The organism is Streptomyces sp. NPDC002835, assembly GCF_053591995.1.
Map to the genome: position 1 here is coordinate 190,520 of NZ_JBSFUW010000008.1, position 21,569 is coordinate 212,088.

Genomic DNA, 21,569 nt, shown 5'->3' on the forward strand with positions numbered 1-21,569 from the left:
CGCCTTCGCCACCAGGAGTCAGGAAGACATGGAGAACGTACTGCGGCCGCTGGCCGTCATCGGCGGAGCCGTCGTGCTCGCACTCGCGCTCGGCTGGGCCGTCGACCGGCTGCTGCGCCGCATCGACGAACGCCATCCGGAGACACCCCTCTGGGACATGCTGCGCAGATGCCGGCTGCCGTTCCAGATAGTGCTCCTCGGGGCGGTGCTGCGCGGCGTGTACCGCGAGACGCACTGGCCGCTCGTCGAACGGCACGGAGCGGGCATCGGCCATGTGCTGTCGCTGGTCCTGATCGGCGCGAGCGCCTGGCTGGTGACGCGGATCGTCTCCGCCGTCGTCGAGTCGACGTACACCCGCTACGCCGCCTCCACCCGGGACGCCGCGCGGGTCCGCCGGGTGCGGACCCAGATCACACTGATCATGCGCATCGTCACGGCGATCGTCGCGGTGGTGGCGGTCGCGGCGATGCTGCTGACGTTCCCGGCCATGGAGAAGTTCGGCGCCTCGATGCTGGCCTCCGCGGGCATCATCGGCATCGTCGCCGGTGTCGCCGCCCAGTCCACCCTCGGCAACCTCTTCGCCGGCTTCCAGATCGCCTTCGGCGACATGGTGCGGATCGGCGACACGGTCGTCGTGGACGGCGAGTGGGGTGTGATCGAGGAGGTCACGCTCACGTTCCTCGCGGTGCGGACCTGGGACGAGCGCCGCATCACGATGCCTGTGTCGTATTTCACCAGCAAGCCGTTCGAGAACTGGTCCCGCGGCGGCGCCCAGATGACCGGCACAGTCTACTTCCAGCTGGACCACTCGGCGCCGGTCGCACTGATGCGCGAGAAGCTCCAGGAGATCCTGCACGGCTGCACGTCCTGGGACGGCAGGGACTGGAGCCTGGCCGTGACGGACACCTCCCCCAGCACGATCGAGGTGCGGGCCGTCATGACGGCGAAGGACGCGAACGACATCTGGACGGCGCGGTGCGCGGTGCGCGAGCAGATGATCGCCTGGCTGGGCGAGAAGCATCCGTACGCACTGCCGCGGATCTCGACGGCGGCGGCGGCGCTGCCGCCGGCGGGCCAGTGGCCGAAGCAGTCTCCGCCGCCGCGGGCGGAGGAGATCCACAGCAACAACGCGTGCGACTACGTCCCGGACGCGGAAGAGGCCCCGCGCACGGGCCGCGGCTGACGGGGGTGCGCCTGCGGCGGGCTTTTCCCCTACCCGCCCGTTCCCGAGACCGGGGCAAGCCCCGGACCCCGTACCGCGCTCCGCGCGGTGGCCTCAATCGCCGGCCGGGCTGACTGTGTCAGCCTCGCCGGCGTTTGAGGCGCGGGGGTCCGGGGGCGGAGCCCCCGGTTACGGGAAGGGGCGGGGTGGGGAACTTTCCCGCCGTAGGCGCCCCGGGGCGTCAGGGCGGCGTGAGGGTACGGCGCATCGCCAGGTGCGGCATGCCCGCGTCCAAGAACTCCGCCCCGTACGCCTCGTACCCCAACCGCTCGTAAAACCCCAGCGCATGCGTCTGCGCGTGCAGCTCCACCACCGCCAGCCCCCGCCGCCGCCCCGCGCCCTCGAGCGCGCGGACGAGGGCCGCGCCCACGCCGAGGCCGCGGGAGGCGGCTCGGACCGCGAGGCGGCCGAGCGCGCCGACCGTGAGGTCGCCGCCGGTCTTGGCGATCGCCGACGCGCCGTGCAGCAACCGGCCGGTGCCGAGCGCGAGACCGTCCGCGCCGACCGCGAGGACGTGGATCGTGTCCGCGTGCTCCGCGTCGTAGGCGTCGTACTCGATGTCCTCCGGAACCTGCTGCTCCGCGACGAAGACGGCCTTGCGGACCGCGAAGCACGCCTCGCGGTCGGCAGCGCCGGCGGCGACCCGCACGCTGCACTCCAGCGGCCCCACCGTCACGCGCTCTCCGCCTCGATCCGGTCCAGCGCCTGCTGGAGGTCCTGCGGGTACGTGCTCTCGAACTCGACCCACCGGCCGTCCGACGGGTGCTCGAAACCGAGCCGCACCGCGTGCAGCCACTGCCGGGTCAGGCCGAGCCGCTTGGCAATGGTCGGGTCCGCGCCGTAGGTCAGGTCCCCGACGCACGGGTGGCGGTGCGCCGCCATGTGCACCCGGATCTGGTGGGTGCGGCCGGTCTCCAGCTTGATGTCGAGCAGCGACGCCGCGCGGAACGCCTCGATCAGGTCGTAGTGCGTCACCGACGGCTTGCCCTCCGCCGTGACCGCCCACTTGTAGTCGAGCGTGGGGTGCCGGCCGATGGGCGCGTCGATGGTGCCGCTCAGCGGGTCGGGGTGGCCCTGCACCAGCGCGTGGTAGCGCTTGTCGACGACCCGGTCGCGGAACTGCTGCTTCAGCAGGGTGTAGGCGCGCTCCGACTTGGCGACGACCATCAGCCCGGACGTGCCGACGTCGAGCCGGTGCACGATGCCCTGGCGCTCGGAGGCGCCCGACGTGGAGATGCGGTACCCGGCCGCCGCGAGACCGCCGATGACGGTGGTGCCGGTCCAGCCCGGGCTCGGGTGCGCGGCCACGCCGACCGGCTTGGCGATCACGACGATGTCGTCGTCGTCGTGCACGATCTCCATGCCCTCGACCGGCTCCGCCACGACCTGCACCGGCGCGGGTGCCTGCGGCATCTCGACCTCGAGCCAGGCGCCGCCGTGCACCCGTTCTGATTTGCCGACGACCGAGCCGTCGACCTGCACCTTCCCGGCAGCGGCCAGCTCGGCCGCCTTCGTACGGGAGAACCCGAACATCCGGGAGATGGCGGCGTCCACACGCTCGCCCTCCAGGCCGTCGGGTACGGGCAGGGCGCGGACCTCGGGAATCGTACTCACCCGTCGAGTATGCCTTGTCAGTCCTTGTGAACTGTCCCGTCGGGGTCCAGACCCTTGAAGGAGAGCAGCACGATCAGGACGCCGCCGCACACGATCGCGGAGTCCGCCAGGTTGAACACGGCGAAGTGCGCGGGCGCGATGAAGTCCACGACCGCGCCCTCGAAGACGCCGGGCGAGCGGAAGATCCGGTCGGTCAGATTGCCGAGCGCCCCGCCCAGCAGCAGACCCAGGGCGACCGCCCAGGGTCCGCTGTAGAGCTTGCGCGCCAGCCGCACGATCACGACGATCACGGTCGCCGCGATGAAGGTGAAGATGACGGTGAAGGCCTCACCCATGCCGAACGCGGCGCCCGGGTTCCGCACCGCCTCGAACTTCAGCCAGTCGCCGATGATCTCGATCGGCTCGTGGTGCTCCAGCTTGGCCACCACGAGCAGCTTGCTGCCGAGGTCGAGCAGATAGGCGACGAGCGCCACCACGAACAGCACGGCGATCTTGCGCTTGCCCTTCGGCGGCTCGGCGGGCGCCGCAGCCTCGTCGTCAACATCTGGCGTACCGATGATGCGCTCCGCCTCTGCCACGTGAGTCCCTCAACCTAGGTTTTCGACTGAGGACGAGGGTACGGCACAGCCTCTGGGGATCAGCCCCTGCGTTCCTGCTTCTGCTTGCACTCGACGCACAGCGTGGCCCGGGGGAACGCCTGCATCCTGGCCTTGCCGATCGCCTTGCCGCAGCTCTCGCAGAGGCCGTACGTCCCGGTGTCGAGCCGCTGCAGCGCACGCTCGGTCTGCTCCAGCATTTCGCGGCCGTTGGCCGCGAGCGCCATCTCGTGCTCGCGCGTGATGTTCTTGGCGCCGGTGTCGGCCTCGTCGTCCCCGGCGCCGTCGCCGGAGTCCCGCATCAGCCCGGCGAGGGCCGCCTCCGAAGAGGTGATCTCCGCGTTCAGCCGGGCCGCCTCACCCTCGAGCCCGGCCCGCGCCTCGTCGACCTCCTCCTGGGTCCACGGGTCCTCACCGGGCCGTACCGCCAGCTCACCCGGCGGCGTCGTGGCCGCCGTACGGGTCGTGGGCACCGCCACCGCGCTCCCGCCTGCGCCTGATGCCCTACCCGCGGTCTTCTTCGCTGCCACCGTCCTGGCTCCCGTCTGCTCGGCGGCCTCGGCCGCCCCCTCGGCCGCGGGCGCGGCCTGCTTCGCGGCGACCGCCTTGTCGACGGCCTCCTTGGTGACCGGCCCGGGCGCCACATCGGCGTCCGCGCCGGCCCTTTTCGCGGCCCTGGGGGCCGCATCGCTCTGCTTCTTGGTCTTCGCCGTGGTCTTCGTCGCCGTGCCGCTCTTCTTGGCCGCCGCCTTCTTGGTGCTCGTGCTCTTCTTGGTGGCCGAGGTTTCCCTGGCCGCCGCCTTCTTTGCCGCCGTCTTCCTGGCCGTGGTCTTCGTGGGCGTCGTCCTCTCGGCCGTGCTCTCCTCTGTCGCCGCGCTCACGGCCGAGGCCCTCTTCGCCGGAGCCTTCTTCGCCGACGACTCCTTCGCCGGCGTCATCCTGGCCGCGCCCGTGCCTCCTGCCGTCTTCTTCGCGGCCTTCCGGGGCCGGGTCGCCCTCTCCTCGGGCGTCCCGGATTCCGCCCCCGCGGCGGCGGAACGCGCTGACGCCGTCTTGTCGGCGGTCTTCTTCGCCACCATGGCCGCGGCCCCTTCACATTTTGTGATCTTGCTCGCGAATCGTGCTGGGACGATAAATCGACACCAGCCCCGCGGCAACGGGGCACGCCGCCGGTTCAGCCCGTCCCGGGCCGCGAGAGGTCAAGCCTGCATCCGTTGTGCCCAGCTCCCCGCCGGGTAATCCGCCCGGCGCGACGTGCCATGCCCTGTGACGGGCCTCGTGGCCATTCGGGTCAACCGCGCCGCCGCGGAAAAGAGGTCGGCCGGTCCCCGTAGGGGCCCGTACACTGGGCGCAGCGAAAGGCGTGGATGGGGACGAGTACCGTCGTACGCAGCCATGAGCGACCCGGGGACGGTGAGAGCCCGGGGGCCAGCGCGGCGTGAAGCATCACCCCGGAGCCGCCGGAAGAAAGCCGTGGGGCACCTCCCGCGGCTGGTAGAACCGGCTTCGCGACCCCAATGAGGGGGCGGTGCCCTGTGCGCCGCCAAGGAGGGTGGTACCGCGGGAGCCGGCCGCACAGCATCGGCGCTCTCGTCCCTCCGACGGAAGAGAAGCTGTCCGCCGGAGGAGTTCGTACATGACACCCCCCCAGTACCGTCAGGTGCCGGCCCAGGTCGATCTGCCCGCGCTCGAGCACGCCGTGCTCGACTTCTGGCGCGAGAGCAAGATCTTCGCCAAGACCCTCGAGCAGTCGGAGGGCCGCCCCGAGTGGGTGTTCTACGAGGGCCCGCCCACGGCGAACGGCATGCCCGGCGCCCACCACATCGAGGCCCGCGTCTTCAAGGACGTCTTCCCCCGCTTCCGCACCATGCGCGGCTACCACGTGGGCCGCAAGGCCGGCTGGGACTGCCACGGTCTGCCGGTCGAGCTGGCCGTCGAGAAGGAGCTGGGCTTCGCCGGCAAGAAGGACATCGAGGCGTACGGCATCGCCGAGTTCAACGCCAAGTGCCGTGAGTCGGTGACCCGGCACACGGACGCGTTCGCCGAGCTGACGACCCGCATGGGCTACTGGGTCGACCTCGACGACGCGTACCGCACCATGGACCCGGACTACGTCCAGTCGGTGTGGTGGTCGCTGAAGGAGATCTTCAACAAGGGCCTGCTGGTCCAGGACCACCGCGTCGCCCCCTGGTGCCCGCGCTGCGGCACCGGGCTGTCCGACCACGAGCTGGCGCAGGGCTACGAGACGGTCGTCGACCCCTCCGTCTTCGTGCGCTTCCCGCTGACCTCCGGCCCCCTCGCGGGTGAGGCGGCGCTGCTGGTGTGGACGACGACGCCGTGGACGCTGGTGTCCAACACGGCGGTCGCCGCGCACCCCGACGTCACGTACGTGGTGGCGACGGACGGCGAGGAGAAGCTGGTCGTCGCCGAGCCGCTGCTGGAGAAGGCGCTCGGCGAGGGCTGGGAGGCCACCGGCACGACGTTCACGGGCGCGGAGATGGAGCGCTGGGCCTATCAGCGTCCCTTCGAGCTCGTTGAGTTCCCGAGCGTCAGCGAGGGAACCAATGAGAACAGTCCGGCCGAGGCGCACTACGTCGTCAACGCCGACTACGTCACGACCGAGGACGGTACGGGTCTGGTCCACCAGTCCCCCGCCTTCGGTGAGGACGACCTCAAGGTCTGCCGCGCCTACGGTCTGCCGGTCGTGAACCCGGTCCGCCCGGACGGCACCTTCGAGGAGGACCTGCCGCTGGTCGGCGGCGTCTTCTTCAAGAAGGCCGACGAGGCGCTCACGGCGGACCTCCAGACGCGCGGTCTGCTCTTCAAGCACATCCCGTACGAGCACAGCTACCCGCACTGCTGGCGCTGCCACACGGCGCTGCTCTACTACGCGCAGCCGTCGTGGTACATCCGCACCACCGCCGTCAAGGACCGGCTGCTCGCGGAGAACGAGGCGACCAACTGGTTCCCGGACTCGGTGAAGCAGGGCCGGTTCGGCGACTGGCTGAACAACAACATCGACTGGGCGCTGTCCCGCAACCGCTACTGGGGCACGCCGCTGCCGATCTGGCGCTGCGAGGACGACCACCTCACCTGTGTCGGCTCGCTCGCCGAGCTGTCGGAGCTGACGGGCGCCGACCAGTCGGGCCTGGACCCGCACCGCCCGTTCATCGACGAGGTCACCTTCGGCTGCCCGCAGGAGGGCTGCGGGCACACCGCGGCACGCGTGCCGGAGGTCATCGACGCCTGGTACGACTCGGGTTCGATGCCGTTCGCGCAGTGGGGCTACCCGTACAAGAACAAGGAGATCTTCGAGAAGCGCTACCCGGCGCAGTTCATCTCGGAGGCGATCGACCAGACCCGCGGCTGGTTCTACACGCTGATGGCCGTCGGCACGCTGGTGTTCGACAAGTCGTCGTACGAGAACGTGGTCTGCCTCGGCCACATCCTCGCCGAGGACGGCCGCAAGATGTCCAAGCACCTGGGCAACATCCTGCAGCCGATCCCGCTCATGGACCAGCACGGCGCGGACGCGGTCCGCTGGTTCATGGCGGCCGGCGGGTCGCCGTGGGCGGCGCGGCGCGTGGGCCACGGCACGATCCAGGAGGTCGTGCGCAAGACCCTCCTCACGTACTGGAACACGGTGGCCTTCCAGGCCCTGTACGCCCGCACCTCCGGCTGGTCCCCCTCCGCGGCGGACCCGGCCCCGTCGGAGCGCACGGTCCTGGACCGCTGGCTGCTGTCCGAGCTGCACGCACTGGTCGACCAGGTCACGCAGGCCATGGAGGCGTACGACACCCAGCGCGCCGGCAAGCTGCTCTCCGCGTTCGTCGACGACCTGTCGAACTGGTACGTGCGGCGCTCGCGCCGCCGGTTCTGGCAGGGCGACGCGGCGGCGCTGCGTACGCTGCACGACGTGGTGGAGACGGTCACGCGGCTGATGGCGCCGATGACGCCGTTCATCACCGAGCGGGTCTGGCAGGACCTGGTCGTGTCGGTGGCGCCGGACGCGCCGGAGTCGGTGCACCTGGCCGCGTGGCCGGAGCCCGACCTCGACGCCGTCGACCCGGTCCTCTCCTCCCAGATGGCGCTGGTGCGGCGGCTGGTCGAGCTGGGCCGTGCGACGCGTGCCGAGTCCGGCGTGAAGACCCGGCAGCCGCTGTCGCGGGCGCTGGTGGCGGCGACCGGCTTCCCCGCCCTCTCGGAGGAGCTGCGGGCGCAGATCACGGAGGAGCTGAACGTCTCCTCGCTGGCGTCCCTGTCGGACGTCGGCGGCTCCCTGGTGGACACCACGGCCAAGGCCAACTTCCGGGCGCTCGGCAAGCGGTTCGGCAAGGGCGTCCAGGACGTGGCCAAGGCGGTCGCCGCCGCGGACGCCGCGGCACTGTCCCTGGCCCTGCGCTCCGGCGAGGCGTCGGTGGAGGTCAACGGCGAGACGGTGACGCTCTCCCCGGAGGAGGTCATCATCACGGAGACCCCGCGGGAGGGCTGGTCCGTCGCCTCCGACTCGGGCGCGACGGTCGCCCTCGACCTGGAGATCACGCCCGAACTGCGGCGGGCGGGCCTGGCACGTGACGCGATCCGCCTCATCCAGGAGGCTCGCAAGAACAGCGGCCTGGACGTCGCGGACCGCATCGCCCTGCGCTGGTCCTCCGAGGACCCCGAGGTCACCTCGGCGCTCTCGGACCACGCGTCGCTGATCGCGGACGAGGTGCTGTCGACGGACTTCTCGGGCGGGGACGCGGACGCGTCTTACGGTGCCCCGTTCACGGACGAGGGGCTGTCGCTGACGTTCCGCCTGCGCAAGGCGTAACACGCGGGAAGCGTCCCCCGGGCCCGGCCAACCCCTTGGCCGGGCCCGGCGGCGTTCCGGGGGCCGCTGCGCGGGGCTCGTCCCCTACCTGCCCATTCCCGAACCGGGGCAAGCCCCGGACCCCGTACCGCGCTCCGCGCGGTGGCCTCAAACTCCCCCTACGGCCTGGCGGCCGTGGGTGGGGACACCTCCCACGCCGCCAGGCGTAGGGGGAGTACCCCCAGGCCGGGCTGACTCTGTCAGCCCCGCCGGCGATTGAGGCGCGGGCCCGGGCAGAGCCCGGTTACGGGAAGGTGGGGGTCCCCCCGCGGCCGCCAGGCCGCAGGGGGAGGGTAGGGGAACACGCCCGCCGCAGGCGCCACCGCACCCGCACACGCAAAAGGCCGGGCCCGGGACGTGTGAACACGTCCCGGGCCCGGCCCCGCTGTCTGCCGACGGCTAGGCGCGCTGTGCGCGCAGCGCGGTCAGTTGTCGTCCTCGTCGATCAGGAAGCCGCGCATCGGCGACGGCGCCTGCTGCATCGGCTGCGGCGCCTGCGGCCGCACCGGTGCCATCGGCTGGGTCATCGCCGGGGACATCTGCTGCTGGCCGCCGTAGGACGGGCCGCCCTGCGACGGGCCGCCGTGGCCGCCCATCGTCTGACCGCCGCCGTAGGACGGGGCGCTCGCGCCGGCCGGAGCCATGGAGGGCGCCGGGGACGGCGGCAGCGACGCGGCCGCCGGGGAGCGCGGCGGGGCCAGGGAGTCGTCCGCCTGGGTCTCCAGCTGACGCAGCTGGCTCTCCAGGTAGGACTTCAGCCGGGTCCGGTACTCGCGCTCGAAGCCCCGCAGGTCCTCGACCTTGCGCTCCAGCGTGGCGCGCGCGGACTCGAGGGAGCCCATCGCGACGCGGTGCTTCTCCTGGGCGTCCCGCTCGAGGGCGTCGGCCTTGGCGCGGGCGTCCCGCTCCAGGCCCTCGGCGCGCGAACGCGCCTCGCCGACGATCTTGTTGGCCTCGGAACGGGCCTCCGCGATCGCCTGGTCCGCGGTCTGCTGGGCAAGCGACAGGACGCGCGCGGCGCTGTCACCGCCGGGACCCTGACCCATCGGGCCGGGACCCTGCGGGCCGCCGTGACCGCCCATGGGGCCGCCCATCGGGCCACCCATGGGTCCGCCCTGCATCTGACCGCCGGGGCCCATCTGGCCGTGGCCCTGCTGGCCTTGGTGGCTGGGACCGGCCGGCAGCTGGGGAGCACCACCGGGCAGCTGGGGGGGACCCATCTGCGGGGGCTGCTGCTGGACCGGCGGGCCCGATATGGCGGCGGGCACCGGGGCGCCGGGTCCGCCCGGACCACGGCCGTCCTGGGGCTCCGGAGGTTTACGCATTCCCTGCTGTTGCTGCTGCTGTTGCTGATTCTGTGCGGCCGCACGGGTCGCCGCGGCCAGCTTCGCGCGCAGGTCCTCGTTCTCACGGAGCAGACGGGTCAGCTCGGACTCGACCTCGTCGAGGAAGGCATCGACCTCGTCCTCGTCATAGCCTTCTCGGAGGCGGACGGTCGTGAACTGCTTGTTCCGCACGTCCTCGGGAGTCAGCGGCATCTCTTCTTCACCTCTACGTAGTCGTCGGCAGTCGGCAGGACCGTATCGCTCACATCGAGTTCCCCACTCCACGAACGATGGAGATCAGGATGTAGACGATGATCATCAGAACGAAGAAGGACAGGTCGAGTGCCACGCCCCCGAGACGCAACGGCGGGATGAACCGCCGCAGAAGCTTGAGCGGTGGATCGGTGACAGTGTAGGTGGCCTCCAGAACGACCACCATCGCCTTGCCGGGTTGCCATGAACGCGCGAACTGAAAGACGTAGTCCATGACGAGCCGGAAGATCAGGACGACAAGGAAGCACATCAGAGCGATGTAGACCACCTGTAGTGCGACGCTCATCCCGCGCTTCCCTCTCCCCTGGATCCCATCTCAGCCGGCCCTTCGGCCGGGTCGTTCCCCGGTGTCTTTCTCAGCTCTGGTTGAAGAACCCGCCCTCTGCGATGCGGGCCTTGTCTTCCGCCGTGACATCGACGTTAGCAGGCGACAACAGGAACACCTTCTGCGTCACGCGCTCAATGCTGCCATGCAGACCGAAGACGAGTCCCGCGGCAAAGTCGACAAGTCGCTTCGCGTCCGTGTCGTCCATCTCCGTGAGATTCATGATCACGGGGGTGCCTTCGCGGAAGTGTTCCCCGATGGTACGGGCCTCGTTGTAGGTCCTCGGATGCAGCGTGGTGATGCGGTAGGGCTCCCGCTCGGACACGACCTTGGGCATGATCACGGGTGCGTTCTTCTCCATGCTCGGGCGTTCAGGTGTGATGGATGCCACGGGGGCGATTCGCGCCGGACGGCCACTGTCGACCGGGAGGGCGACGGGCTCGCGCTGCGCGGGCGGCGCCGCCACCCGCACCGGCTCCTCTCGCTCCACCTGACGGGGGGGCTGGTGCCGCCGGCGCTCTCGCTCGGGCTCCGGCTCGGGTTCGAAGTCGTCATCGGGGTCGAAGCCCCGGCCGTCGTACCCATCGTCCTCCACGAGGCCGAGGTAGACCGCCATCTTGCGCATCGCGCCGGCCATTCTCTGAGTCCTCCGCTCTGTGGTGGATCGGCATTCGTCACCAAGTGCCCGCGATCCACTCGGTCTGCCCGCTATGGGCGGGAATGACCATATTTTCTACTGTGGTCCGACTTGCTTCGCGACGTTACCCGAGCCGGGGTCGGACTCCGAGTACCGCCGTACCGACGCGCACATGTGTCGCTCCCGCCGCCACGGCCTCCTCGAGGTCCGCACTCATCCCTGCTGACACCATGTTCGCAGCCGGATGGGCCGCGCGCAGGCCGGATGACAATTCCATCAGCCGCTCGAACGCCGCCTGTTGCCGTCCCGCGTACGGTCCGGCGAGCGGAGCGACGGTCATCAGCCCGTCGAGCCGCAGTCCCGGTGCGCCCGCCACGGCCGCGGCCAACTCCTCGATCCTGTCCGGCGCCACGCCGCCCCGGTCCCCCTGCTGCCCCGACTCGGCGTCGAGCGCGACCTGGATCAGACAGCCGAGCTCCCGCTCCGCGCGTACCGCGGCGGCGGACAGGGCGGAAACGAGCTTCAACCGGTCGACGGACTGCACCACATCGGCATAACTCACGACAGAACGAACTTTATTGGTCTGCAACTGGCCGACGAAATGCCAGTGAATTTTCAGATCCGCGCACGCGGCGGCCTTGGGCGCCGCGTCCTGATCACGGTTCTCCGCCACATGACGTACACCGAGTTCATGGAGAATCCGCACATCGCTCGCCGGGTAGGTCTTGGTGACCACGATGAGGGTCACCTCCCCCCGCCCGCGGCCCGCTGCCGCGCAGGCCGAGGCGATACGTTCCTCCACCGCCGCCAGATTTCCGGCGAGTTCGGTTCTGCGGTCGGTCATGGGGTTTCCCGGTCCTCCAGCCAGACGTATCCGGCGAGCCGCCCCGTCGTGCGGTCACGGCGGTACGAGTAGTGGTCACGCGATTCGAGGGTGCAGACCGCCGACTTGCGCCGGTCGCGCACCCCGAGCGCCTCGAGCTGGGCGTGCACCCCGGCCGTGACGTCGACGGCCGGAGTCCCCCAGCTCGTCTCCGACCAGGCGGCGGGCTCCACGGCGGCCACTTCGGACCGCATCCGCTCGGGGACTTCGTAGCAACGACCGCAAACGGCCGGTCCCGTACGGGCGATGATGCGTTCCGGCGCCGCGCCCAGCTCCCGCATCGCCTCGACGACGGCAGGCACCACGCCCGCGACCATTCCGGGGCGGCCCGCGTGCGCCGCGCCCACCACCGAGGCGACGGGGTCGGCGAGCAGGACCGGGGTGCAGTCGGCGGTCAGCACGGCCAGGGCGAGGCCGCGCCGCGTGGTGACCAGGGCGTCGACCCGGGGCACCGCGCCGTCCCCCCACGGTCCGTCGACCCGGGCGACGTCCTTGCCGTGGACCTGGTTCATCCAGACGACCCGGTCCGGGGCGAGGCCGAGCGACTTGGCGGCGAGCGCCCGGTTGGCGAGCACCGCTTCCGGGTCGTCGCCGACGGCGCCGCCGAGGTTGAGCTCCTCGTACGGAACGGCGCTCACCCCGCCCCACCTGTCGGTGAAGGCGAAGTGCGCGCCGCTCTCGTCTATCGCGTCGGGCTGCACTGTCACTTCAGGAAGTCCGGGACATCCAGCTCTTCGGCCTGGCTGTCCGGGTACGGACGGGCCGGCGGGACCTGGGCCGGGCCGGAGGACGAGCCGAGGTCGCTCGCGACCGGGGCCGGCTCGGCGGGAGCGGCGGGCTCCTCGCGTACGGGTACGGTGCCGAGGCCGCCGGTGGGGCGCGGGCCGTCGGCGGGACGGGACGGGCCGGAGGGCTGCTCCTCGCGCTTGGCCGACGTGGAGCCGATCACGTTCTCCCGGCGGGCCGGCGGCTGGCCGCCGTCGAAGCCGGCCGCGATGACGGTGACCCGGACCTCGTCGCCGAGCGCGTCGTCGATGACGGCGCCGAAGATGATGTTCGCCTCGGGGTGGGCGGCCTCGCTGACGAGCTGAGCGGCTTCGTTGATCTCGAACAGGCCGAGGTCGCTGCCGCCGGAGATGGAGAGCAGCACACCGCGGGCGCCGTCGATGGACGCCTCGAGCAGCGGCGAGGAGATCGCCATCTCCGCCGCGGCCACCGCGCGGTCGTCGCCGCGGGCCGAGCCGATGCCCATGAGGGCGGAGCCGGCCTCGGACATCACCGACTTGACGTCGGCGAAGTCGAGGTTGATCAGACCGGGGGTGGTGATGAGGTCGGTGATGCCCTGGACGCCCGACAGCAGGACCTGGTCCGCGGACTTGAACGCGTCAAGAACGCTGACCTGGCGGTCCGAGATGGACAGCAGCCGGTCGTTGGGGATGACGATGAGGGTGTCGACCTCTTCGCGGAGCTCGGCGATGCCGTCCTCCGCCTGGTTGGCGCGCCGGCGGCCCTCGAAGGTGAACGGGCGGGTGACCACACCGATCGTCAGGGCGCCCAGCGAGCGGGCGATGTTGGCGACGACGGGTGCGCCGCCGGTGCCGGTGCCGCCGCCTTCACCGGCGGTGACGAAGACCATGTCGGCCCCCTTGAGGACCTCCTCGATCTCCTCGCGGTGGTCCTCTGCCGCCTTGCGACCGACTGCCGGATTGGCTCCGGCTCCGAGGCCTCGGGTGAGTTCGCGGCCGACGTCGAGTTTGACGTCGGCGTCGCTCATCAACAGCGCCTGGGCGTCCGTGTTGATAGCGATGAACTCGACGCCCTTGAGACCGACCTCGATCATTCGGTTGATGGCATTGACACCACCGCCGCCGACACCGATGACCTTGATGACTGCGAGGTAGTTCTGCGGTGCTGCCACGTCGAAGGCCTCTCGCCTCGAGTTACGTGTCGCCGCTTCGCGGGGCCGCGGTGCGACGACTGATGTCGAATGGGGACGGCCCGACAAGCCGGCTGCCGACCCGAACCCTAACGCTGAAGTTTAGGGTTACCAGTATGTCTGTTCCCTGGACTCTTCCGAACAGGACACTAAGTCGACAAGTGGCGCACGTTCAACGAACACGCCGAACCTCCCGTTTTTCTTTTCACCCTATGTGATCACGCACAGCCATGACCAACCAGGGTGCTGGCCAGCGCAGATGCGCGTCAACTCCCTGACGCGGCAGGGGCGCTGGGTGCGCTGACATCGAAGTACTCGGCTTTCGGAGCTGCTTTCATGAGCGCTTCGAGCGCGCGGGCCTTCGCTTCGCCCCCCTCCGAGCTGCCCCACACCACGGTGCGATTGCCGCTCAACTCCAGGGAGATGTAGTCGTACGAGACTACTTTCACACTCTTCAGATCGGCGGCGGCTTTCGCGGGAAGTCCACGCCTGACCCGGACCGCCTCCGCGACCAGTCGGTCCGCGCCGAATCTCTTCAGACTCGGCGAACCGTCAACTTCCAGGCGTAGCAGAGGAACACCTTTCGGCGCTTCGGCGACAGTCGCGAATCGGACACCGTCCGCGTCCACTTCGACAAACTTTGCGCCCTTTTCGAGCAACAGGACCGGCTTTCGTTCGGTCACGACCAGTTCGATCCCGTGCGGCCACGAACGCTCGGCCTCCACGGAGTCGATACGGGGCAGTGCCCGCCGCAGCCTGGCCTCGACGGCGTCCGTGTCGACCGAGACGAGGGGTGCGCCGATCGGCACCCGCGCCGCGGCCTCCACCTGGGCGGGGGTGAGCACTTCGGTGCCGGTGGTCTCCACGTGTTCGGTGCGCAGCCACGAGGAGCCGTAGAGCAGCCAGAGGACACCGGTCACGAGGAGGAGCGCGCCGGCGGCGATCAGCAGGAAGCGGGGGCCGGGCCGGCGGAAGCGGCCGGAAGGCGTGCCCTCGCGGGACGGACGGCCCCTGCCGCCCGCCCGGTTCGAGCCGTTCGGCCCGTCCGGTCCGTCGGAGGGGCCCCGCTCGCTGCGTTTCGCGGTGGTCGGTCCGGCCACGCTCCCTGCCTTCTCACGCCTTGCGGCGTGCAGCAATCGCCTCGTACACCATGCCGACGAGCAGGTCGTCGGCGTCCCTGCGGCCGAACTCGGCGGCCGCGCGCGACATCTCGTACAGCCGGTGCGGATCGGCGAGCACCGGAAGGACGTTGCCCTGGACCCACTCGGGAGTCAGTTCGGCGTCGTCGACCAGCAGTCCGCCGCCGGCCTTCACCACCGGCTGGGCGTTGAGCCGCTGTTCGCCGTTGCCGATCGGCAGCGGGACGTAGGCGGCGGGGAGGCCCACGGCGGAGAGTTCGGCGACGGTCATCGCGCCCGCGCGGCAGAGCATCATGTCGGCCGCGGCGTACGCGAGATCCATCCGGTCCACGTACGGTACCGGCACATAGGGCGGCATCCCGGGCATGTTGTCCACGCGCGGCATTTCATTCTTCGGTCCGACCGCGTGCAGGATCTGGATGCCGGAACGCTGGAGCACCGGGGCGATCTGCTGGATCACCTCGTTGAGCCGGCGGGCACCCTGCGAACCGCCGGAGACCAGCAGGGTCGGCAGATTCGGGTCGAGGCCGAAGGCCGCGCGCGCCTCGGGACGGACCCTGGCGCGGTCGAGCGTCGCGATGGTGTGGCGCAGCGGGATGCCGATGTAGCGCGCACCGCGCAGCTTGCTGTCGGGCGTGGCGACGGCCACGCCGGCGGCGTAGCGGGAGCCGATCTTGTTGGCGAGGCCGGGGCGGGCGTTGGCCTCGTGGATGACGATCGGCACGCCGAGGCGCTTGGCGGCGAGGTAGCCGGGCAGCGCGACGTAACCGCCGAAACCGACGACGCAGTCCGCCTTCGTGCGCTCGATGATCTGCTCGGCGGCCTTGATGGTGCCGCGCAGCCGCCCGGGGACGGTGATCAGCTCCGGGGTGGGCTTGCGTGGCAGCGGAACGGCGGGGATGAGCGCCAGCTCGTAGCCGCGCTCCGGCACGAGCCTGGTCTCGAGTCCGCGTTCCGTGCCGAGGGCTGTGATGCCCACGGCCGGGTCCTGCCTCCGCAGGGCGTCCGCGAGGGCGAGCGCGGGCTCGATGTGGCCGGCGGTCCCCCCGCCGGCGAGTACGACATGCACCGAAATTCACCGCTCTCCGGACGGACGCTTCTTGACGCGCCGTCTCATCGTCTTCCATCTCACCCCGGGCCTCCGCACGGCCAGGGCCGCCTTCGCCGCGGGTTCCTCTCGCGCGAAGGCGATCAGCAGTCCGACGGCGAACATCGTCGGCAGCAGGGCGGACCCTCCGTAGGAGAACAGCGGCAGCGGGACGCCGGCGATCGGCAGCAGGCCGAGCACCGCACCGATGTTGACCACGGCCTGCGCCGTGATCCACGTGGTGACGCCTCCCGCCGCATACCTCACGAAGGGGTCCTCCGTGCGTCCGGCGACGCGGATACCCGCATAGCCTAGAGCCGCGAACAGAGCGAGCACCGACAGCGTCCCCGCCAGGCCCAGTTCCTCCCCGGCGATGGCGAAGATGAAGTCGGTGTGCGGTTCGGGTAGTTGGCCCCATTTTTCCACACTTGCGCCGAGGCCGGAACCGAACCATCCGCCAGAGGCAAGAGCATAGATGCCGTGCACGGCCTGCCAGCACTCGCCTTCCGGACCGAGGTCGATCGCACCGATGCACTCGAGCCGGGACATCCGGTTCTCGTTGGTCCTGATCAGCATCAGCCCGACGAAACCGGCGATGCAGAGCACCCCGACGAAGAGCCGGGTGGGCGCGCCCGCGAGCCACAGCAGACCGAACAGGATCGCGGTCAGGATGATCGCGGTGCCCATGTCGCCGCCGAGCATGATCAGGCCGAGGAGGAGGAAGGCGACGGGCACGAGCGGGACCAGCAGATGCTTCCACTGGGTCAGCAGCCGCCGGTCCTGCTTGCGGGCCAGCAGGTCGGCGCCCCAAAGGATCAGGGCGAGCTTGCCGAACTCGCTGGGCTGGAGCTGGAAGGGGCCGCCGAGATAGATCCAGTTCTGATTGCCGTTGACCGCGTGCCCTATCCCGGGGACCTGGACCAGCACCATCAGGAAGACGGTGATCATCAGCAGCGGATACGACAGGGCCCGGTGCAGCTTGGCGGGCATACGGGAGGCGAGCAGCAGGAGTACGGTGCCGATGACGGCGGCGACGAACTGCTTCTGGAAGAAGTAGGAAGCGGGGAGCGAGTACTCCAGCGCCTGGATCATCGACGCGGAGTAGACCATGACGAGGCCGAGGACCGTGATGAGCAGGCTGCTGCCGAGGATCAGGTAGTAGGCGGTCAGCGGCCGGTCCCAGGCCCTGCGCGCCTGCTCGTACAGCCGCCGCGGCCCCCTCGGACCGGCGGCCCCGGCCGTCCGCGACCCGCTGCCGCCCCGCACTCCGGGCGCTCGCCGCGTCTCGCCGCCGACGCGGCTGCGCAGCGCGAGGCCGACGGGTCCGGCTGCGCCGGCGAGTGCGGGTACCGGCCCCGCGGGCACCAGCCCGCCGACCGCCACCTGCACGGCGCGCACCACACGAGCGACGCCCTGGTCCACCCGGCCCCACGCACCGCGCTCCCGGGGGACGCCGGCGCGGAGCGCCGTGTCGTCCGCCGGACGCTGCCCGGCGGCGAGCGGTGGCGACGGCGGAGAGGCCGACTCCTGCGAGCCTGCGGGCGCCGGCGCCGAACGCGGCGAAGAAACCCCCCGGGCGGCGCCACCGGCGGGTGGCATGACGGAGTCGGCGGGCGTCGGCGCCGAGCGCGGGGAAGCTCCCCGGGCAGCGCCGCCGACTGGCGAGGGCGGATCGGCCGGGAGGGCGGGTTCCGGGGGTGGGGGGGCTTCGGTGGGCGGCATGGTGGCTGTCCCCTCCAGTCGTGCCCGGCGCCGGCCGGACCTCGCGGCTGTCAGGCGTGCTTGTCGGCGAGCGCCCGGACCGCTTCCGCGAAGGCCTCGCCCCGCTCGTTGTAATTGGTGAACATGTCCATCGAGGCGCAGGCCGGCGCCAGCAGGACCGTGTCTCCGGGCCGGGCGAGCGAGGCCGCCTCCCGTACCGCCTCGGACATCGCCCCAGTGTCGGTCCGCTCGAGGTCGACGACCGGGACCTCGGGCGCGTGTCGCACGAGGGCTTCCCGGATCAGGGCGCGGTCGGCCCCGATGAGGACGACGCCCCGCAGGCGCTTCGCCGAGGCCGTGACCAGCTCGTCGAAGGTGGCGCCCTTGGCCAATCCCCCGGCGATCCACACGATCGGCTCGTACGCGGCCAGAGAGGCCTCCGCCGCATGGGTGTTGGTGGCCTTGGAGTCGTCGATGTAGGCGACGCCCGCGACGTCCGCGATGTGCTGGATGCGGTGTGCGTCGGGCCGGAAGGCGCGCAGTCCGTCCCGTACCGCGGCCGGTTCGACGCCGAAGGCGCGGGCCAGCGCGGCGGCCGCGAGGGCGTTGGCGATGTTGTGGGGCGCCGGCGGGTCGACGTCGGCGACCTCCGCGAGCTCCTGGGCCTGCTTCTGCCGGTCGGCGACGAACGCCCGGTCGACCAGGAGCCCTTCGACCACGCCGAGTTGGGACGGTCCCGGGGTGCCCAGGGTGAAGCCGATGGCCCGGCAGCCCTCCTCGACGTCCGCCGCGCGGACCAGTTCCTCGGTGGCCGGGTCGGCGGCGTTGTAGACGCAGGCGACCGTATTGCCCTCGTAGATACGGCCCTTGTCGGCGGCGTACGCCTCCATGGAGCCGTGCCAGTCGAGATGGTCGGGCGCGAGGTTGAGCACGGCCGCGGAGTGGGCGCGCAGCGAGGGCGCCCAGTGCAGCTGGTAGCTGGAGAGTTCCACGGCGAGCACGTCGTACGGCTCGTCGCCGAGGACGACGTCGACGATCGGCGTGCCGATGTTGCCGATCGCGGCCGTCCGCAGGCCCGCCGCCGTCAGGATCGAGGCGAGCATCCGGGTCGTCGTCGTCTTGCCGTTGGTGCCGGTGATCGCCAGCCACGGCGCGGCGCCGGGGCCGCGCAGCCGCCAGGCGATCTCGACGTCGCCGACGACGTCGACACCGGCGGCCGCCGCGGCGGCGAACAGCGGGCTGGACGGCTTCCAGCCGGGCGAGGTGACGACCAGGTCGGTGCCGGCGGGCAGGGTCTCGGCGTCACCGAGGCGCACGGCGATGCCGAGCGCGGCCATCTCGGCCGCGCGCGCCTCGTGCGCGTCGCCCGATCCGCCGTCCACGACGGTGACGTTCGCGCCGAGGCCGGCCAGGGCGCGCGCGGCGCTGATGCCGCTCACGCCGAGGCCGGCGACGGTGATGTTCCTGCCCTGCCAGTCGCTCACTTGTCGGCTGCCCATCCCGCGTAGAAGAGACCGAGGCCCACGATCACGCACATGCCCTGGATGATCCAGAACCGGACCACCACAAGGACTTCGGACCACCCCTTGAGTTCGAAGTGGTGCTGGAGCGGCGCCATCCGGAAGACCCGCTTGCCGGTCATCTTGAACGAACCGACCTGGATCACCACGGACATGGTGATGAGGACGAACAGTCCGCCGAGGAGCGCGAGCAGGAACTCCGTACGGGAGCAGATCGCGAGGCCCGCGAGCGCGCCGCCGAGCGCGAGGGAGCCGGTGTCGCCCATGAAGATCTTGGCGGGTGAGGTGTTCCACCACAGGAAGCCGAAGCAGGAGCCCATCAGCGCGGAGGCGACGACCGCGAGGTCGAGCGGATCTCGTACCTCGAAGCAGGCGTTGGGGTTGGTCAGGGTCACCGCGTTTGCGCAGGACTCCTGGAACTGCCACAGCCCGATGAAGGTGTACGCGCCGAAGACCATCACCGACGCGCCGGTGGCGAGGCCGTCCAGACCGTCCGTCAGGTTCACGCCGTTCGACATGGCGAGGATCATGAACAGCGCCCAGACGACGAACAGCACCGGGCCGATGGACCAGCCGAAGTCGGTGATGAACGACAGCTTGGTGGAGGCCGGGGTGTTGCCGCGCTGGTCGGCGAACTGCAGTGACAGCACGGCGAAGGCGATGCCGACGATCAGCTGCCCGGCCATCTTCGCCTTGGCGCGCAGACCGAGCGAGCGCTGCTTGACGATCTTGATGTAGTCGTCGAGGAAGCCGACCAGGCCCATGCCGGCCATGAGGAAGAGCACCAGCACACCCGAGAAGGTCGGGTCCTCACCCGTGATCACCTTGGCGAGCGCGTAGGCGATGAGCGTGGCCAGGATGAAGGAGATGCCGCCCATGGTGGGCGTGCCCTTCTTGCTTCCGTGGGTGCGCGGGCCGTCGTCGCGGATGAACTGCCCGTATCCCTTGCGGGCCAGCAGCTTGATCAGCAGCGGGGTCCCGACCAGGGTCAGGAAGAGACCGATGGCTCCCGCGAAGAGGATCTGCCTCATCGGACGGCACCCTCACCCTCGAGACCCTCGAGCAGCTCCTGTGCGATCCGCTCCAGACCGACCGACCTGGAAGCCTTCACCAGCACGACGTCTCCCGGGCGCAACTCTTTGCGCAACAGGTCGACCGCCGCCTGCGCGTCGGACACGTGCACCGACTCCTCACCCCACGAACCCTCGTTGTATGCGCCCAGTTGCATCCAGGACGCCTCCCTGCCCCCGACCGCGACGAGCTTGCCGACGTTGAGCCGGACGGCGAGCCGCCCGACCGCGTCGTGCTCGACGAGTGCCTCGTCACCGAGCTCGGCCATCTGCCCGAGCACCGCCCACGTGCGCCCCCCTTTCGCCCGTGCGGCTTCGCCCATGGCGGCCAGCGCACGCAGCGCGGCACGCATGGACTCGGGGTTCGCGTTGTAGGCGTCGTTGACGACCGTCACGCCGTCCGGACGCTCGGTGACCTCCATGCGCCAGCGGGAGAGGGTGCCGGCTTCGGAGAGCGCCAGGGCGATCTCGTCGGCGGGCATGTCCAGCTCATGGGCGACGGCGGCCGCGGCGAGCGCGTTCGACACGTGGTGCTCACCGTACAGCCGCATGGTCACGTCACTGCACCCGGTGGGTGTGTGGAGCGTGAAGGTGGGTTGCCCGAGCTCCGTGAGCCGGACATTCTCGGCACGTACGGCGGCCTCGCCGGACTCTCCGAACAGAAGTACCCGGGCCGCGGTGCGCGTTGCCATGGCGCGGACCAGGGGGTCGTCGGCGTTGAGCACGGCGACGCCGCCCTCTTCCGCCGGGGGCAGCGACTCGACCAGCTCGCCCTTGGCCTGCGCGATCTGCTCGCGGCCGCCGAACTCGCCGATGTGGGCGCTGCCGACGTTCAGCACGAGGCCGATCCTGGGCGGGGTCAGTTCGGTGAGGTAGCGGATATGGCCGATTCCGCGCGCACCCATCTCCAGCACCAGGTGCTCGGTCTCCTCGGTGGCGCGCAGTGCGGTGAGGGGCAGGCCGATCTCGTTGTTGAGGGAGCCGGGGGTCCAGACGGTGGGCCCCTTGCGCTGGAGCACCTGGGCGATCAGGTCCTTGGTGCTGGTCTTCCCGGCCGAGCCGGTGAGCGCGACGAGCGTGGTGCCGAGGCGTTCGACCACGGCGCGGGCCAGGCGCCCCAAGGCGCTCTGCACGTCGTCGACGACGATGGCGGGTACGCCGAGGGGGCGGGTGGCCAGTACGGCCACCGCGCCCTGGGCCACCGCGCGTTCCGCGTAGTCGTGGCCGTCGACGTTCTCGCCCCGGAAGGCGGCGAAGAGACTGCCGGGCTCCACGGCGCGGGAGTCGATGACGACGGGGCCGGTGACCGGCGTGGCCGGATCCGGTATGTCGTGCGGCTGCCCGCCGACGATTTCGGCGATCTCGGCGAGGGAGAGGGCGATCACTGGG

At 70.8% G+C, this 21,569-nt stretch carries 18 protein-coding genes; 2 read left to right on the forward strand and 16 right to left on the reverse strand.

What is annotated here, in order from left to right; translation table 11 throughout:
* The first annotated feature begins 28 nt into the window (after nt 1–28).
* Complete coding sequence (locus tag ACWD01_RS11695; RefSeq protein ID WP_451160601.1) at nt 29–1,183, forward strand: mechanosensitive ion channel family protein; 1,155 nt, start codon at nt 29–31, stop codon at nt 1,181–1,183.
* Nucleotides 1,184–1,403: 220 nt separating this feature from the next.
* On the opposite strand, the gene ACWD01_RS11700 is transcribed toward ACWD01_RS11695, so the two are convergent.
* Genes ACWD01_RS11700 through ACWD01_RS11715 form a run of 4 tightly spaced genes read right to left on the reverse strand, consistent with a single transcriptional unit; the run spans nt 1,404 to nt 4,511 of the window.
* Nucleotides 1,404–1,898 carry a GNAT family N-acetyltransferase gene (locus ACWD01_RS11700; RefSeq protein WP_451160603.1) on the reverse strand — a complete coding sequence of 165 codons (495 nt, stop codon included), beginning with the start codon at nt 1,896–1,898 and terminating at the stop codon, nt 1,404–1,406.
* The gene (locus ACWD01_RS11705; RefSeq protein WP_451160605.1) at nt 1,895–2,836 is read right to left on the reverse strand and encodes an RluA family pseudouridine synthase; all 942 of its coding nucleotides are present in this window, start codon (nt 2,834–2,836) and stop codon (nt 1,895–1,897) included. The genes ACWD01_RS11700 and ACWD01_RS11705 overlap by 4 nt, the downstream gene beginning before the upstream one ends.
* 17 nt (nt 2,837–2,853) lie before the next feature.
* Nucleotides 2,854–3,414 carry a signal peptidase II gene (gene lspA / locus ACWD01_RS11710; RefSeq protein WP_451160607.1) on the reverse strand — a complete coding sequence of 187 codons (561 nt, stop codon included), beginning with the start codon at nt 3,412–3,414 and terminating at the stop codon, nt 2,854–2,856.
* Nucleotides 3,415–3,473: 59 nt separating this feature from the next.
* A complete protein-coding gene (locus ACWD01_RS11715) occupies nt 3,474–4,511 on the reverse strand; it encodes a TraR/DksA family transcriptional regulator (RefSeq protein ID WP_451160609.1) in 1,038 nt (345 codons plus the stop codon).
* Between the two features lie 557 nt (nt 4,512–5,068).
* Here ACWD01_RS11715 and ileS point away from each other — a divergent pair.
* Nucleotides 5,069–8,245: an isoleucine--tRNA ligase gene (gene ileS / locus ACWD01_RS11720; RefSeq protein WP_451160611.1), complete on the forward strand. Its 3,177-nt coding sequence runs from the start codon at nt 5,069–5,071 to the stop codon at nt 8,243–8,245.
* Between the two features lie 464 nt (nt 8,246–8,709).
* On the opposite strand, the gene ACWD01_RS11725 is transcribed toward ileS, so the two are convergent.
* The 12 genes from ACWD01_RS11725 to ACWD01_RS11780 form a co-directional block, all read right to left on the reverse strand.
* The gene (locus ACWD01_RS11725; RefSeq protein ID WP_451160613.1) at nt 8,710–9,822 is read right to left on the reverse strand and encodes a DivIVA domain-containing protein; all 1,113 of its coding nucleotides are present in this window, start codon (nt 9,820–9,822) and stop codon (nt 8,710–8,712) included.
* 49 nt (nt 9,823–9,871) lie between these two features.
* Nucleotides 9,872–10,168 (reverse strand): YggT family protein, encoded by a 297-nt coding sequence (locus ACWD01_RS11730; protein ID WP_177148724.1) that lies wholly within the window; start codon nt 10,166–10,168, stop codon nt 9,872–9,874.
* Between the two features lie 70 nt (nt 10,169–10,238).
* On the reverse strand, nt 10,239–10,844 hold the full coding sequence (locus ACWD01_RS11735; protein WP_451160615.1) for a cell division protein SepF: 606 nt from the start codon (nt 10,842–10,844) through the stop codon (nt 10,239–10,241).
* A 124-nt stretch (nt 10,845–10,968) separates the two neighbouring features.
* Nucleotides 10,969–11,688 (reverse strand): YggS family pyridoxal phosphate-dependent enzyme, encoded by a 720-nt coding sequence (locus ACWD01_RS11740; RefSeq protein ID WP_451160617.1) that lies wholly within the window; start codon nt 11,686–11,688, stop codon nt 10,969–10,971.
* A complete protein-coding gene (pgeF, locus tag ACWD01_RS11745; RefSeq protein WP_451160619.1) occupies nt 11,685–12,434 on the reverse strand; it encodes a peptidoglycan editing factor PgeF in 750 nt (249 codons plus the stop codon). The genes ACWD01_RS11740 and pgeF overlap by 4 nt, the downstream gene beginning before the upstream one ends.
* Complete coding sequence (gene ftsZ / locus ACWD01_RS11750) at nt 12,431–13,645, reverse strand: cell division protein FtsZ (RefSeq protein WP_451160621.1); 1,215 nt, start codon at nt 13,643–13,645, stop codon at nt 12,431–12,433. The genes pgeF and ftsZ overlap by 4 nt, the downstream gene beginning before the upstream one ends.
* Before the next feature lie 284 nt (nt 13,646–13,929).
* A complete protein-coding gene (locus tag ACWD01_RS11755) occupies nt 13,930–14,763 on the reverse strand; it encodes a cell division protein FtsQ/DivIB (RefSeq protein ID WP_451160623.1) in 834 nt (277 codons plus the stop codon).
* Nucleotides 14,764–14,776: 13 nt separating this feature from the next.
* Entirely contained in the window at nt 14,777–15,871 is a 1,095-nt protein-coding gene (gene murG / locus ACWD01_RS11760; RefSeq protein WP_451160625.1) for an undecaprenyldiphospho-muramoylpentapeptide beta-N-acetylglucosaminyltransferase, read from the reverse strand.
* A 6-nt stretch (nt 15,872–15,877) separates the two neighbouring features.
* Entirely contained in the window at nt 15,878–17,257 is a 1,380-nt protein-coding gene (gene ftsW / locus ACWD01_RS11765; RefSeq protein ID WP_451160713.1) for a putative lipid II flippase FtsW, read from the reverse strand.
* Nucleotides 17,258–17,661: 404 nt separating this feature from the next.
* Nucleotides 17,662–19,089: a UDP-N-acetylmuramoyl-L-alanine--D-glutamate ligase gene (gene murD, locus ACWD01_RS11770; RefSeq protein ID WP_451160627.1), complete on the reverse strand. Its 1,428-nt coding sequence runs from the start codon at nt 19,087–19,089 to the stop codon at nt 17,662–17,664.
* Nucleotides 19,071–20,141, reverse strand: coding sequence for a phospho-N-acetylmuramoyl-pentapeptide-transferase (gene mraY, locus ACWD01_RS11775; protein ID WP_451160629.1), 1,071 nt, complete (start codon nt 20,139–20,141; stop codon nt 19,071–19,073). Before mraY ends, murD begins: the two co-directional genes overlap by 19 nt.
* The gene (locus ACWD01_RS11780; RefSeq protein ID WP_451160631.1) at nt 20,138–21,565 is read right to left on the reverse strand and encodes a UDP-N-acetylmuramoyl-tripeptide--D-alanyl-D-alanine ligase; all 1,428 of its coding nucleotides are present in this window, start codon (nt 21,563–21,565) and stop codon (nt 20,138–20,140) included. The genes mraY and ACWD01_RS11780 overlap by 4 nt, the downstream gene beginning before the upstream one ends.
* Nucleotides 21,566–21,569 lie beyond the last annotated feature (4 nt).